Raw genomic sequence first — 14,377 nt, forward strand, 5'->3', positions numbered from 1 at the left:
TTTACGCTTTATAAATTCTTACTGCACATTTTTTAAAGTCAGTTTGACTTGAAAGTGGACAAGTCGCATCTAGGCAAACTTTGTTTATATACACTTTTTCATCAAACCAAGGCACATAAACAAGACCAACTGGCGGCTTATTTCTGCCTCTAAAATCAACTTTTGCTTTAACTTTACCACGGCGTGACTCAACCCAAACTACATCATTTTGAGCAATACCTAGTTTTGCTCCATCCATTTCATTCATATAACAAAGTGCCTCAGGAACAGCTCTATAAAGTTCTGGAACTCTCATAGTCATAGTCCCACTATGCCAGTGCTCTAAAACCCTACCAGTACTTAACCAAAATGGATACTCATTGCTTGGAGTTTCTGGCGGATCCATATAAGGACGGAAGAAAATTTTAGCTTTATTTGCTAAAGCAAATTTTTGATCGCCACTTGTTGCACTCTTTAAATCACCTCTTTGTAAACTTGCTTTTGCATTACCATAAAATGCAAACTCATCATTAGGAGCTGAAAGTTTCGCATATGGATCATATTTGGTATTAAATCTCCACTGTGTTTCTTTACCGTTTACAACAGGCCATCTTAGACCTCTAACTCTATGGTACGTATCAAAATCAGCCAAATCGTGACCATGCCCTATTCCAAATTTACGATACTCTTCCCAAAGATATTTTTGAATAAAAAAGCCATATCCTGTAAATTCTTTATCATCACTTCCTATAACTTTTCTACTATCGCCTTTTACTTCTGTGTTATCAAAACCTTGCATAATTGCATCATTTGGAACAAATGCCCTAGCTTCTGAGTTTGCAAAAAGAACATCAAACAAGGTATTATCCTCTTTATAACCCATAGCAGCGGCTTCTTGCAGTACACTTGGAAGTGTTAGTTTATCATCTATTTTTTTCTCACCCCAAACTTCTTTTAGTTTAAAGCGTTTAGCAAACTCGAGCATTTGCCAAGTATCGCTCATTGCATTTCCAATTGGTAAAACCTGTTGTTTCCAGTGTTGTGTTCTACGCTCAGCATTACCGTAAGCTCCCCATTTTTCATATATCATCGCACATGGAAGGATAAGATCAGCTACTTTTGCACTAATTCCTGGATACGCATCACTTACAACAATGAAGTTATCCATTTCGCGTGCTGCTTTAATCCAGTGATTTGCATTTGCGGTATTTTGCCAAGGATTGTTTACTTGAACCCAAGCAAATTTGATTTTGCCATCTTCTAAATCACGCATAATTTGCATAAAATGTGAACCATTTTTTGGATTTAACGTTCCAGCAGGAAGTTTCCATATTTTTTCAGTTATTTCTCTATGTTTTGGATTTACAACGACCATATCAGCTGGTAATCTGTGTGAGAAAGTTCCAACCTCTCTTGCAGTTCCACAAGCGCTTGGTTGGCCTGTTAATGAAAATGCACCGCTTCCTGGTTTTGCTTGTTTTCCAAGCAAGAAATGCACCATATAACTTTGTTCGTTTACCCAACTTCCGCGTGTGTGTTGGTTAAAGCCCATTGTCCAAAAACTTACAACTTTTCTGTTTTGCTCTATATACAAATCAGCTAAAGCTTTAAGTTTGCCTTTAAACTGTTCTATATCTTCGTTTGCATCGCCTTTTGCTAAATTTGCAACAAAATCAAGAGTATAAGGTTCTAGTGCTTTTTTAAACTCATCAAAGTCTATTTGCCAATGATCACCAGCTTTTGATGCGTTTGTATTCTCCATAGTTTCGCCACTTTTCATACCAAGATAAGCTAGTGTTACGCCTTCTGCATTACTTAAAACTTTTGATTTTTGTTTTGCAACAGTATCTAGCTCACTTTGTTGAAATTTAGCATGTTTTATATCGTTTCTCATACCATAACCTATATTAACAGGTCCTGTTGTGAAAATGCAGTGTTTGTCTATGAAGTTTTTATCTATCATTTGTGGATAGTTATAAACTATCTCTCTTGCTATATAGTTCCAAATAGCAAGGTCTGTTTGAGGTCTAAAAATAATTTCTATATCAGCTAAATTTGAAGTTCTAGTTGAAAATGTAGATAAATTCACAACTTTAACTTTATCTGGTGCACCAAGTTTTCTATCGCTAACTCTTGACCATAAAATAGGATGCATTTCTGCCATATTTGCACCCCAAGTTACTATCGTATCAGTTAGTTCTATATCATCATAACAGCCACTTGGCTCATCAATTCCAAATGTTTGCATAAATCCAACAACAGCACTTGCCATACAATGTCTTGCATTTGGATCTATATTATTACTTCTAAAGCCACCCTTCATTAGTTTTGCGATAGTATAGCCTTCTTGGATAGTATACTGACCACTTCCAAAAACACCAATGCCAGTCGGTCCAAGCTCATTATAAGCTTTTTTGAACTGTTTTTCCATCTCATCAAATGCTCTTTTCCAACTAACTTCTTTAAATTTACCATTTTTATCAAACTCATCTTTTGAGTTTAGCCTTAAAAGTGGATTTTGAAGTCTATCAGCACCATACATTATTTTTGCATTAAAATATCCTTTTATGCAGTTTAATCCTCTATTTACAGGCGCAGCAGGATCGCCCTTTACAGCAACAATTTTGCCATCTTTTGTAGCGACCATTATGCCACATCCAGTTCCACAAAAACGGCATACTGATTTGTCCCAACGCCAGCCCTTTTCTGCGCTAGTTGAATCGCCTAGTGCAGAACTAGGAATTGCGATGCCAGCACTACTACAGGCGGCAACACTAGCTGCGCTCTTTATAAAGCTACGTCTATCCATTAAAGCTCCTTTAAAAAATTTGATACTATATTATACATAAGGACACTTTAATATATCTTGAGCTAAATCAATAAAATATTTACAAAATTTTGCAAGCAAATTTATCTGTGAATTTAAATAATTTTAAAAAATATTTTGATGATATAATCAGTAGAAAATACAATGATTAATGAAATAAAATTAAGTATAAGATTAAAGAAAAAAAAGACGAGATAAACTCGCCTTTTAAAAGTATTATATGGCAGCTTTAGCTTGTTTTACTACTGCACTAAATGCAGTTGCATCATTCATAGCCATATCTGCTAAAATTTTTCTATCAAGTTCGATGCCTGATTTTTTAAGTCCATTCATAAACTTAGAATAACTAATATCATTTAGTCTGCAAGCGGCATTTATTCTAACTATCCATAATCTTCTGAAGTCGCGTTTTTTTGCTCTTCTATCTCTAAATGCATAACACAAACTTCTTTCTAATTGCTCTTTTGCTTTTCTGAAATGTTTATGTCTTGCACTATAAAAACCTCTTGCTAATTTTAAAACTTTTTTATGGCGTCTTCTTCTAACTACGCCTGTTTTTACTCTTGCCATGTTTATTTCCTTTCACAAAATGGCGCCCTAATGGGTCTTTCCCTTTCTTTAAGGGGAGTTTGAATGATTTAAATCAAAACCTTATTATGCTTTACAAAGCATTTTTTTAACTGCAGTTACATTTGTAGAATCAACATAACCAGGACCTCTTAAGTTCCTTTTGCGTTTTTGTGTCATTTTGGTCAAGATATGGCTTCTGAAAGCTGAGCCTCTTTTTATCTTGTTTTTACCAATTTTAAAACGCTTAGCAGTACCTCGAACAGATTTCATTTTTGGCATACTAATCCTTTGAAAAATTTTGTAAAGAAAAATAATTATATCTAAAATTTGCTTTAAAAAAATTGAATTAATAAGCAATGACTCAATTGTTTTAAATTACATGCACCTCTTTATAACAAAAGGATTATAAATTTTTTACAATATGCTTCAAAAATAGAACAACTTAAAATTTATAGCTCATTTAGTGTAATGGCAAATAGTATAAAGAGGGCGAAATTTTAGCTAAACACAAGGTTTTATCTATAATTAAGTTATACGGTTTACATAATTTTAATAAACTCACAGAGCAAACTCAAAAGGTTGAGTATACATAAAGTCATAATAATGAACTGCTATACTTGCTGGCTCATTCTTTTCTAAATTCTCATCTATCAAAACAACGCTATATTGTGGTTCTTCGTATGTGCATAGCTCAACACTACTTTCAAAATCCAGTTTAACTTGATGATTTATGCCTCTTAAACTTGAATATGAAATTTCACCCCACATGCCAGAAAGTGGTCTATGGTAGTGTCCAAAAAACATATGTTTAATTCCGCCGTGTTTCATAAGAAGTTTATAAATTTCTAAACTATCATTTTTGTCTAGTCTTATCTTGTCCATGCTATGGAGCCCAGTGTTAAAAGGTGCATGATGTATTGATACTAAAATTTGTTTATCTTTATAAATTTCAAGTTGCTTTTTTAACCAAGTCTGTCTTTTTTCGCAATACTCTCCCGCATGAGTTCCTATCTTTTTACTATCAAGTATTAGTAAAATAGTATCATCTCTTAAATTTATAGCTTGTTGTAAAAAGCCGTTTTCATCAGCTTTTATGCCTTTTAAAGCTGCAAGCGCGTTTGTTCTATCATCATGATTTCCTATGGTAAAGTATACAGGAATCTTAAGCTGATTTAAATCATTCATCAAATACTCATAAGATCCAAGTTTACCGCTATGTGCTAAGTCGCCTGTAAGTAATAAAAAGTCTGCATCTGCGTGAAGTTTGTTTATGCTTCTTATAGCTTCTCTCATCGCAAATGATGGCTCTTTAAAATAAATAGCTTCGTCTTTTTCTCCATAGTGAAGATCGCTCATATGTATGATTTTCAAAATTTCTCCTTGAGGTTAAATTTGCACCAGCTTTGCTGGTGTAAATTTTTAAATAATTATTTTGGAAGTATATCGTTAACTTTTTTTGTCATCTCATCTAAAACAGCTTCAGAATCTTTTCTTTCACCAGTTAGCAAAAGATTTGAGTAGTTATGAACTATATCAGATGCTTTTAAAGCGTTTTCACCTGGGAATGTCGGCCATGGAGCCATTAAGTGCAACTGAGATGGCGCTGTTTGCTGGTTTGGATTTTTAGTGTAAAAATCTTTTAAAGCATCAATTGCAAGTGTATTGGTAGCCATGTATCCAGTATATTGTGGCACATAAGCATTACCTATTTTGCCAGTTACATATTTTATATATTTTAGTGCAGCCTCTTTGTTTTTATCGCTTGTTAACATTGCAACACTACCGCCAACAGGGAGTTTACCGTTTTCTTTTACGCTTGGAAATTTGTGAGTTTGTAGCTCAAAATTTGAGCCTATAGAGTTTTGTAGTGTTACTAATGTGGCAGATGAACCAACATATAAGCCTATATTTCCAGCTATAAAAGACTTTTTCGCACTAGCATCGTTCATATTTGGCATACCAGCAACTGTACTAAAATCAGACATTAGTTTAAATGCCCATTTACCTACTTCGTTGTTAAAACCTATCTTGCCATCTTTTATAAACTCACCACCTTGACTTAGTACAAGCCCCATTTGAAGCCATGCATCTGAGTAGTTTGCAAAGTACATACCATGTTTACCATCAAGTTTGTTAATAGCTTTTGATAATTCAAATACCTCTTCCCAAGTATTTGGTAACTCTTTATTCCATCCAGCTTTTTTCACAAGGTCCATATTATAATAAGTTATAGGTAAACTTGCTGCAAAAGGTATAGCATAAACTTTGCCATCTATGGTAGTTGGATTTAGCATCTCTTTTGTATAGCCATTTTTTGTTTTATCCTCTTCGCTTAAATATTCATTTAAAGCTATTGGAACGTTTTTGTTCTTTAAAGTCTTTAGATAGTTAAAGCTTATATAAGCAACATCAGGAAGCTTGTTTACAACTTTTTCTCTTAAAAGCTTTGCGGCATTTTCTTCATAGTTTAGTGTAGGCTTTAAAAGCTTTATCTCAATATCTGGATTTTCTTTTTCAAAATCAGCTTTGATTTTTTCGTGAAGTTCTGTAAACCACGCATAACTGTATGATACAGTTAACTCAGTTTTAGCAAACATACATGTAACCAATGTTGAAGCAACTAAAGTAGCTTTTAAAAAATTATTCATTTTTTCTCCTAGTTTAAAATTTGAGTTCTTAGCTTTTGAAGCACCTAATAACTTATATTATCTTTTTATTTTATACCTGTACTTGTTATACCCTCTATAAATTTTCTTTGCATAAATAAAAATCCTACTATTAATGGAAGGATTATTATCGTTGATGCTGCCATTAACGGCCCATAACTATTTCCAGCCTCATCATTTTTAAATGCCACAACACCAAGAGGTGGTGTGAAAAGCTCTTCTGAACTAAGAACTATTAGCGGCCAAAAATAATCATTCCAATGAGCAACGATAGAAAAAATTCCAAACGAAACTAATGCAGGAATAGTTGTAGGAAGCATTATTTTCCACACGATAGCAAATTCACTAAAACCATCCATTCTGGCTGCGTGTATAAGATCATCTGGCACAGTATTAAAAAACTGTCTTATCAAAAATATACCAAAAACTGATATTGTAAATGGTGCTATAAGTCCAGCATAAGTATCTAAAAAACCAAATTTATACATGAGTATGTAAAGTGGAACCGAGATAGCTTGTGGTGGTATAAGAAGGCAACCAACTATGACTATAAGTAAAAAGTCTTTTCCTATAAACTTATGCTTTGCAAGTGCGTAAGCGCAAGGAAATGCAACTAAAATTTGAGTAAACAAGATAACTGCAGTTACAAAAACACCATTTATTAAAAATCTTAAAAGTGGTGTTGTTTTAAAAGCCCCAATATAATTACTAAAGCCAACTGAGTTTATAGGTAAAAACCTAAGTTCGTTTGAGAAAATTTCAGATTCAGGTTTAAATCCAGTTATTATCATCCAAACAAATGGAAACAAAAAAAGTAGTGAAAATGATAGCAAAAGCACATGTCTAAATATACAAAACCAATCAAATTTTTTCATCAATAATGTATCCTTCTATCTAAATACTTGATCTTTATAACTGTCAAAATCAGTATAAAAAACAAAAACACAACCGATATAGCAGCTGCATAGCCTGTTCTAAAAAACACAAATGCTTCTTGATAGATAGTATATAAAAGAACTTCGCTAGCTTTTGTCGGACCACCTCTTGTTAAAACGGCAACCGTGTCAAAAACTTGAAATGCTTTTATGGAAGTTATAACGATAACAAAAAGTAATACAGGCCCTAAAAGAGGCCATGTTATAAGTTTAAACTGAGGCCAACCACTTGCTACCCCGTCCATTCTAGCAGCTTCGTAAAGATGTCTTGGTATGCTCATAAGTCCAGCCATAAATAGCACCATGTTATAGCCTAACTGATGCCAAATTCCAATGCCAGCCAATACAAACAAAACCGTGTCTTTATTATTTAGCCAGTTCTTGCCATCAACACCAAAAGAAGCTAAAATTTTATTTAGCATTCCAAAGTCAGGCTGCAATATATACTCCCAAACTATACTCATGGCAATTAGTGTTGCCATCACAGGTAAGAAAAAAACTGTTCTATAAAAAGCTTTGCCACTATCTCTAGCTTCAACCATTATGGCTATAAAAAGCCCACCAAAAACAGATATGGGAACTACTATAATTACATAAATCAAGGTGTTTTTAACAGACATCATAAAACCCTGATCTTTTAGCATATTTTTATAGTTATCTAACCCTATGAAATTTATATCTAAATTTCCAAGTTGCCAGTCTGTAAAACTTAAGAAAAAAACGCTAAGTATAGGACCTATTAAAAACAAAAGCATTAAGATAATTGCAGGAGTTATAAAAGCTAAAGTGCTTAATCTTGTGTTCATTATGCAATCTTTTCTTTTTTGTTTATATTATAAATTCTACTTCCGTTTTGTTCAAAATATAAAGCCTTGTTAAAGTCTATATCTATACCTATCTCATCGCCTATTTTTATCTTTTTTGCCACATCTGACGAGGCTTTTATAATAAAATAGGATTTTGCAAATTTAGCTTTTATGTGGATGAGATACTCATTTCCCATATTTTCGGTGTTTTTTACTATACCTTTATACTCGCTATTATTGTCTACGCTTGTAAACTCAGGTCTTATGGCAAATATTATGCAATTTTGCTCATCACCATATTTAAAGGAGTTTTCAAAGATTATATTTTCGCCATCCATCACAGCTTTTGCTGTATTTATTGTAGGAGTTCCAATAAATTGGGCAACTTTTATATGGTTTGGGTTGTTGTACATATTATCAGGAGTATCAACTTGAAGTAAATTTCCATCAACTAAAAACGCTATCCTATCGCTCATAGTCATAGCTTCAACTTGATCGTGAGTAACATATATGAAAGTTATACCAATTTTTCTATGAAGTTGCGTAAGTTCATTTCGCATATGAGCTCTAAGTTTTGCGTCTAAATTTGAGAGTGGTTCATCCATCAAAAATACTTTTGGCTTGCGTATCATTACTCTTCCTAAAGCAACTCTTTGACACTGTCCACCTGAGAGTGCCTTTGGCTTTCTACCAAGTAGATGAGAAATTTTAAGTCCTAATGCTACTTCATTCACTTTTTTGTTTATATCTTCACGCCATTTTTTAGCCCCAGCAAAAATCTTAGTAGCAAAAGGAAGCTTATGTATAAATTTACCTCTAGCGATTAACGGGGTTGCAATATTTTCTTTAACACTTAAGTGTGGATAGAGAGCATAACTTTGAAAAACCATAGCCATATCTCTGTTTTTAGGCGCAAAATTTGATATATCCACATCATTAAGTACAATAGTTCCTTTTGTTTGCGCTTCAAGTCCTGCTATAATCCTAAGAAGCGTTGATTTGCCGCTTCCGCTTTCACCAACTAAAGTTATAAACTCACCATCTTCAATATCTAAGTTTATATTTTTTAAAACTAGAGTTTCGCCAAATTTTTTCTCTATGTTTTTAATATTTAGCACACTTGTCCTTTTCTCAATTTTTCGAAGTGTAACAGAGCAAAAAAACATTTTGGAAACTAAAATGTATCAAAATATAAATTGTTAATTATATGGAAAAATAAGAATTTATGGCTTTTAATAGTTCATTATGATTTTTTACTAAAACATTGGCTTCTTTTAACATATTAGCGTCTTGCCAGCCCCAAAGTGCGCCAATAGCATAAATTCCAGCATTTTTAGCAGCTCTCATGTCGCTTATGCTATCACCTATCATGATAGATTTTTCAGGTGCTTTTTCTTTAAGTCTAGCCTCTTTTGAAATTTCTCCACCTCCGTAAATTTCACTAAAATATTCTAAAATCCCTTTATTATCAAGAGATTGTTTAATCGTTTCTTTTTTAGTAGAGCTTAATACACAAAGTGTATAGTTTTTACTTAGTGTTTCTAAAATTTCAGTCGTGCCATCAAAAAGTTTTATGGTGTTAATATTTTCGTTTAGGTATTTTGTCGCTAAATTTTCAAATTTAATCTCATCTAAACCAAGTCTTCTAGCAACTTCATGATATGTTACAGGATTTAAATTTGCGTAGGGATTTTGCGGAAATTCGCCACTATAGTCAAGTTCATCAGCTGCAAATTTACAAGAGTTTATACATAAGTTTAGGCTATCAACTAACACGCCATCATAATCAAAAAATATCATATTAATCCTATGGTTTTAGTTTATTCATTAAAAAGTACATTGTTTAGCTCTTTATCAATGCATGAGTTTGTAAAAATAAACATTTTGTCATTATCAAATTTTCTTAAATAAGACTTTCCGCCAGCCTCTTCAAGTATGAGTTTACCCGCACAGTAATCCCACTCGTTTATGCCAAACTCAAAATAAGCATCTGTGTAGCCAGCAGCTGTAAAGCAAAGGTCAATAGCAGCACTTCCGCTTCTTCTAATGCCCGCGATTTTGTTTATTACTTTGTTAAAGTAAGGCAAATTAGGGTTATGGGTGGCTCTACTATATGGAAAGCCTGTTGCGATTAAGGATTTTTCTAACTTACTCTCCTTTGATACATAAATTTGTTCACTATCTTTAAACGCTCCACCACCCTTTATAGCATGAAATTTTACCCCTAAAACAGGTAGCGCTACCATGCCCAAAACAGCCTCGCCTCTAAATTTAAGCCCTATGCTTATACAGTGCAAAGGATAGCCGTGTATAAAATTTGTAGTACCATCTATAGGATCAACCACCCAGCACCACTCATTTTCATCTCCTAAAACACCGTGTTCTTCTGTTAAAATTTGATGAGATGGATAGTTTTTTTGTATGAAATTTATTATCATCTCATCACTTTTTTTATCGATATCGGTTACAAAATCGACCACACTACTTTTAGTCTCAACCTTAAAATTTCTGGAATTTAGCTGAAATTCACATACTTCTTTTAAGAAATTTGCTAAATTTTGTCTAATGCTTTTTAAATTTTCATCCATATTTTAACCTTAAATTTGTCTCAAATCTTCCACCAACACCAAACTCACTCATATTAAAATCACTTAAATTTTGAGATAAAAGCTTGGCATATTTTATTCCACTTTGAGAGTCTAAATCTATGCTTTTGTATAAAATTTCATCCTTGCTTATCTCTAAAATCCGCACCATTCTAGCATCTATCACGCAACTTGTGCTTATAAAAAACAAATTTTCATCTTTTATGATATCATCAGTATGAGTATGTCCGCTAATATAAAAAACAGGGTTTTTTCTAAGCCTTAAGATGGGTAAGATTTCACAACTCTTAGAAATAGAATACATATCGTAATTTGACTTTCTAACCGTATCAAAAACAGGGTGATGGGCAAAGATAAAAAGTGGCTTGTTTGTGTTTGTTTGAACACAGCTTTTAAGCCACAAAATTTGAGAGCTTGTAAGCTTTCCACCCCAATCATCGCTGTTTTTGTCTTTTGCAGTTTCAAGCAAGATAACATCACAAAGATCAAACTCAAAAAAACTATCACCGTGCCTAAATTTCTTATCTACTAGCTCGTCAAGACCAAAAAGTGCTCTATCGTGGTTACCTAAGATGTGGTAGAAACTGCCCACTACTCTATCATAAACCTCATCCATCTCCTCTTTAAAGCCTCTTAAAACAAGGTCTCCAAGCGAGATAACCATATCACTTTTCATCTCAAAAACTCTATCTAAAAAGCTAAAAAAGAGCTCATCTCTAGCCTTTAAAAGTTCCTCGTTTAGGATTTTTGAGTATGGAAAGTGCATATCTGAAAAAAAGAGAATTCTCATATCTATCCTACTATATCCGTTTTATTAAGGCTTTTTGGGTTTTAGGGTTAAAAGCGTATGTATCTTTTAAGTTAAAGCCCAAATTTAGACCATCATTATATTCAATATTTTTAGATCTAGCAACAAAGCTTTCGCCATTAAACTCAAAATGTAAAAATAGATCACTTCCGATATCTTCAGCATTTATAATATTTGCGTTAAAGTTTATATCTGCAGAATTTAGCACAAAACTCTCAGCCCTTACACCAAGAACTATCTCCATTTTATCATCCTTAAAGTCTAAGTTCTCATCTATGAAATTTGCGCTATATGGCAAATTTACACCGTTAAACTCAAGATATATCCCATCATCAGCCCTTAGCAAATTTGCCCTAAACATATTCATTTTAATGTTACCTATAAACTCAGCCACAAAGATATTTACTGGATTTTGATATAGATTTTTTGGAGTGTCAAACTGCTCTATCTTGCCAGCATTTAAAACAGCTATCTTATCGCCCATAGTCATAGCTTCTACTTGGTCGTGAGTAACATATATAAAGGTTGTGTTTAGCTTTTTGTGTAAGTTTACGATTTCACTTCTCATACTAACTCTAAGCTTTGCGTCCAAATTTGAAAGCGGCTCATCAAGCAAAAAAACCTTTGGGTTTCTAACCATCGCTCTACCTAAGGCAACTCTTTGTCTTTGTCCGCCTGAGAGCATGCTTGGTTTTTTGTCAAGATAGTTGCTAAGTCCAAGAATTTTAGCTACATTATCTACCTTTTCATCTATGATATTTTTTTCAACTTTAGCAATTTTAAGGGCAAATTCTAGATTTTTTCTAACGCTCATATGTGGATATAGTGCATAACTTTGAAAGACCATAGCGATATCTCTTTTTGATGAAGGGATAGTATTTACAACCTTCTCATCTATCAAAATATCTCCACTAGTTATCTCTTCAAGCCCTGCTATCATCCTAAGAGTTGTAGTTTTACCACACCCAGAAGGCCCTACAAAAACCACAAATTCCCTATCTTTTATCTCCAAATTCACGCTATCAACTGTTAGTTTTTTACCATCATAACTTTTACAAACATCTTTTAAAACTACACTTGCCACACTCTATTCCTCTGCTTTTAGCTGTTTTTGTATGTATTTTACTGAAAAGATTAGTACCACTAAAACCATTATAACCGAAACTGCGGATGCATAGCCAATTTTAAGGCTTTTAATACCATGCTCAAATATATACTGACTAATGGTTGCAGTAGAGTTCGCAGGACCGCCACCTGTAAGGATATTTACCTTATCAAAAAGCCTAAATGTATCAATAACTCTTAAAGTTATAGCTATCAAAATAGCTGGCATAATGTTTGGTATGGTTATATGGATGAACTGACTAAAGGCGTTTGCTCCATCTATTTTTGCTGCTTCGTACTGGTCTTTTGGAACATTTAACATAGCTGCATAAAGTAGCAAAAACACAAAGGGCATATACTGCCATATGTCAATTATAAGTATTGCATAAAGAGCAGTTACAGGGTTTTGAAGCCAGTTGTGTGGCAAAAGCCCAAAAATTTCTAAGATTTTGTTTATTACACCCTCGTTATTGCTAAACATTATCTGCCATATAAGCGCTGTTGTAACTGGCGGCATAAGATATGGTAAAACTATTATACTTCTTACAAAATTTGCAATAAATTTTAGTGAATTTACTAAGCCTGCAAGAACTAAAGCTATAAAAATTTCAAAAAATACCGCTAAAAACATAAATTTAAATGTGTTAAAAATAGCTTGTATAAAATATTTGTCTTTAAAAATTTCTATGTAGTTTTTAGCCCATATAAAGTTAGGGGCTGACTTTGAAAGATAGTAAAAATCACTAAAACTATAAACTAAAACAAAAAGTATAGGAAAAAGACCAAGAGCACTAAGGAGCAGCATAGATGGCATCAGCATGCTATAGCCAAATATCTTATCTACACTGCTTGCTTTCATCTATTTGCTCACTATCTTATCTATTGCTGATTTAGCATTTTTAAGTGCATCAGCTGGTGAAATTTTACCACTTAGTGCTGATGATAGTTCTATACCAAGTACCTTTTCAACCTCTCCCCAAAGTATTGTCCTAGGGCGAACTACTGAGTTTTGAGTTGCGTTTTCTAGTGTTTTTAAGTACGGGTAAGTTTTTAAAATTTCGCTATCACTTGTAACACTCTTTCTTGTTGGAACTCCGCCTTTACTAATAGCCATTTTTTGTATATCTTTACTTGTAGCTAAAATTAAAAACTCAGTTGCTAGCTTTTTATTTGTAGAGTTTTCTGTTACACCTATCATCCAGTTTCCTATCATTCCTGTTGCATTCTCTTTTAGACTTTCGTTTACTTTGCTAGGTATTAGAGCATACTCAGCAGTTGAGCCATTGCCACTTATATACCAAGATGGCCAGCCAAGTGAAAAGAGTGCTTTGCCACTTGAAACAGATGAAACTATATCTGATTTCTCGTAATTTGCACCTGTTTTGCTTAACTCTATGTAGAAGTTAAGAGCCTCTAATGCTTCTTTTGAGTCGATAGTTGAGATTGTATTTTCTTTGTTTAAAACATCACCTCCAAATGCCCATAGGATAGGTAAAAAGTCACTTACGATAGGATTTCCTTGCTGACCCCTAACTACATAACCAAGCTTGCCAGCCTCTTTTGCTTTTTTACTTAGTTTTAAAACAGAATCCCAAGTTGTAGGAACTTCAGCTTTTAGCTCTGAGAGAAGATCTTTATTATAAAACATAAACTGAACATTTCCAGAAAATGGCAGAGCATAAATTTCACCCTCTGCGTAAGGGTATCTACCTATATCCATACTTTTACTTAAAAAGTCACTATCAGCAGTGTAGCCATCTTTGCTAAGGTTGTGTAAAACACCACCCTCTACAAACTCATTCATCCAAGGATCATCTATCATTACGATATCATAAATTCCCTTTTTGTTACGAGAGTCAAGTGCTATTTTTTGCTTAAGGTCTGAATTTTCAAGACCTAAAATTTTAACCTCTACATCTTTATGGGTTTTTTTAAACTCACCAACTGCCATGTTTAAAACATCAACGTGACTTCCTCCACGAGCCAAGATGATAAGTTTTTCAGCACCATAAGCCAAATTTAGACCAAAAAGCATAGCCAAAGCTACAAATATAAACTGTTTTTTCATATTTTCTC

Annotated in this window: 14 protein-coding genes; all 14 read right to left on the reverse strand. The window is 33.5% G+C overall.

The genetic code is table 11. The annotated features are described in order from the left end of the window. Window position 1 precedes the first annotated feature (1 nt). On the reverse strand, window positions 2-2,788 hold the full coding sequence (napA, locus tag ACZ5VL_RS00690; protein ID WP_464199010.1) for a nitrate reductase catalytic subunit NapA: 2,787 nt from the start codon (window positions 2,786-2,788) through the stop codon (window positions 2-4). A gap of 234 nt (window positions 2,789-3,022) precedes the next feature. Continuing rightward, window positions 3,023-3,376, reverse strand: a complete 354-nt coding sequence (rplT, locus tag ACZ5VL_RS00695) for a 50S ribosomal protein L20 (protein ID WP_464199012.1) — start codon at window positions 3,374-3,376, stop codon at window positions 3,023-3,025. Window positions 3,377-3,460: 84 nt separating this feature from the next. Then, entirely contained in the window at window positions 3,461-3,655 is a 195-nt protein-coding gene (rpmI, locus tag ACZ5VL_RS00700) for a 50S ribosomal protein L35 (RefSeq protein ID WP_464199014.1), read from the reverse strand. A gap of 279 nt (window positions 3,656-3,934) precedes the next feature. Continuing rightward, window positions 3,935-4,747, reverse strand: coding sequence for a metallophosphoesterase (locus ACZ5VL_RS00705; protein WP_464199016.1), 813 nt, complete (start codon window positions 4,745-4,747; stop codon window positions 3,935-3,937). A gap of 56 nt (window positions 4,748-4,803) precedes the next feature. Beyond that, a complete protein-coding gene (locus ACZ5VL_RS00710; protein WP_464199018.1) occupies window positions 4,804-6,024 on the reverse strand; it encodes an extracellular solute-binding protein in 1,221 nt (406 codons plus the stop codon). 65 nt (window positions 6,025-6,089) lie between these two features. Then, complete coding sequence (locus ACZ5VL_RS00715) at window positions 6,090-6,917, reverse strand: carbohydrate ABC transporter permease (protein WP_464199020.1); 828 nt, start codon at window positions 6,915-6,917, stop codon at window positions 6,090-6,092. Continuing rightward, window positions 6,917-7,783, reverse strand: a complete 867-nt coding sequence (locus ACZ5VL_RS00720) for a carbohydrate ABC transporter permease (protein ID WP_464199022.1) — start codon at window positions 7,781-7,783, stop codon at window positions 6,917-6,919. The genes ACZ5VL_RS00715 and ACZ5VL_RS00720 overlap by 1 nt, the downstream gene beginning before the upstream one ends. Next, complete coding sequence (locus ACZ5VL_RS00725; RefSeq protein WP_464199024.1) at window positions 7,783-8,901, reverse strand: ABC transporter ATP-binding protein; 1,119 nt, start codon at window positions 8,899-8,901, stop codon at window positions 7,783-7,785. Before ACZ5VL_RS00725 ends, ACZ5VL_RS00720 begins: the two co-directional genes overlap by 1 nt. 85 nt (window positions 8,902-8,986) lie before the next feature. Next, window positions 8,987-9,583: an HAD family hydrolase gene (locus tag ACZ5VL_RS00730; protein WP_464199026.1), complete on the reverse strand. Its 597-nt coding sequence runs from the start codon at window positions 9,581-9,583 to the stop codon at window positions 8,987-8,989. 20 nt (window positions 9,584-9,603) lie between these two features. Continuing rightward, entirely contained in the window at window positions 9,604-10,371 is a 768-nt protein-coding gene (locus ACZ5VL_RS00735; RefSeq protein WP_464199028.1) for an inositol monophosphatase family protein, read from the reverse strand. After that, window positions 10,364-11,179: a metallophosphoesterase family protein gene (locus ACZ5VL_RS00740; protein ID WP_464199030.1), complete on the reverse strand. Its 816-nt coding sequence runs from the start codon at window positions 11,177-11,179 to the stop codon at window positions 10,364-10,366. Before ACZ5VL_RS00740 ends, ACZ5VL_RS00735 begins: the two co-directional genes overlap by 8 nt. A gap of 10 nt (window positions 11,180-11,189) precedes the next feature. Beyond that, complete coding sequence (locus ACZ5VL_RS00745; RefSeq protein WP_464199031.1) at window positions 11,190-12,281, reverse strand: ABC transporter ATP-binding protein; 1,092 nt, start codon at window positions 12,279-12,281, stop codon at window positions 11,190-11,192. A gap of 3 nt (window positions 12,282-12,284) precedes the next feature. After that, the gene (locus ACZ5VL_RS00750; RefSeq protein ID WP_464199033.1) at window positions 12,285-13,160 is read right to left on the reverse strand and encodes a carbohydrate ABC transporter permease; all 876 of its coding nucleotides are present in this window, start codon (window positions 13,158-13,160) and stop codon (window positions 12,285-12,287) included. Further along, window positions 13,161-14,369, reverse strand: a complete 1,209-nt coding sequence (locus tag ACZ5VL_RS00755; protein WP_464199035.1) for an extracellular solute-binding protein — start codon at window positions 14,367-14,369, stop codon at window positions 13,161-13,163. Window positions 14,370-14,377: the final 8 nt, after the last annotated feature.

The organism is Campylobacter sp. GTC17093, from assembly GCF_055397635.1.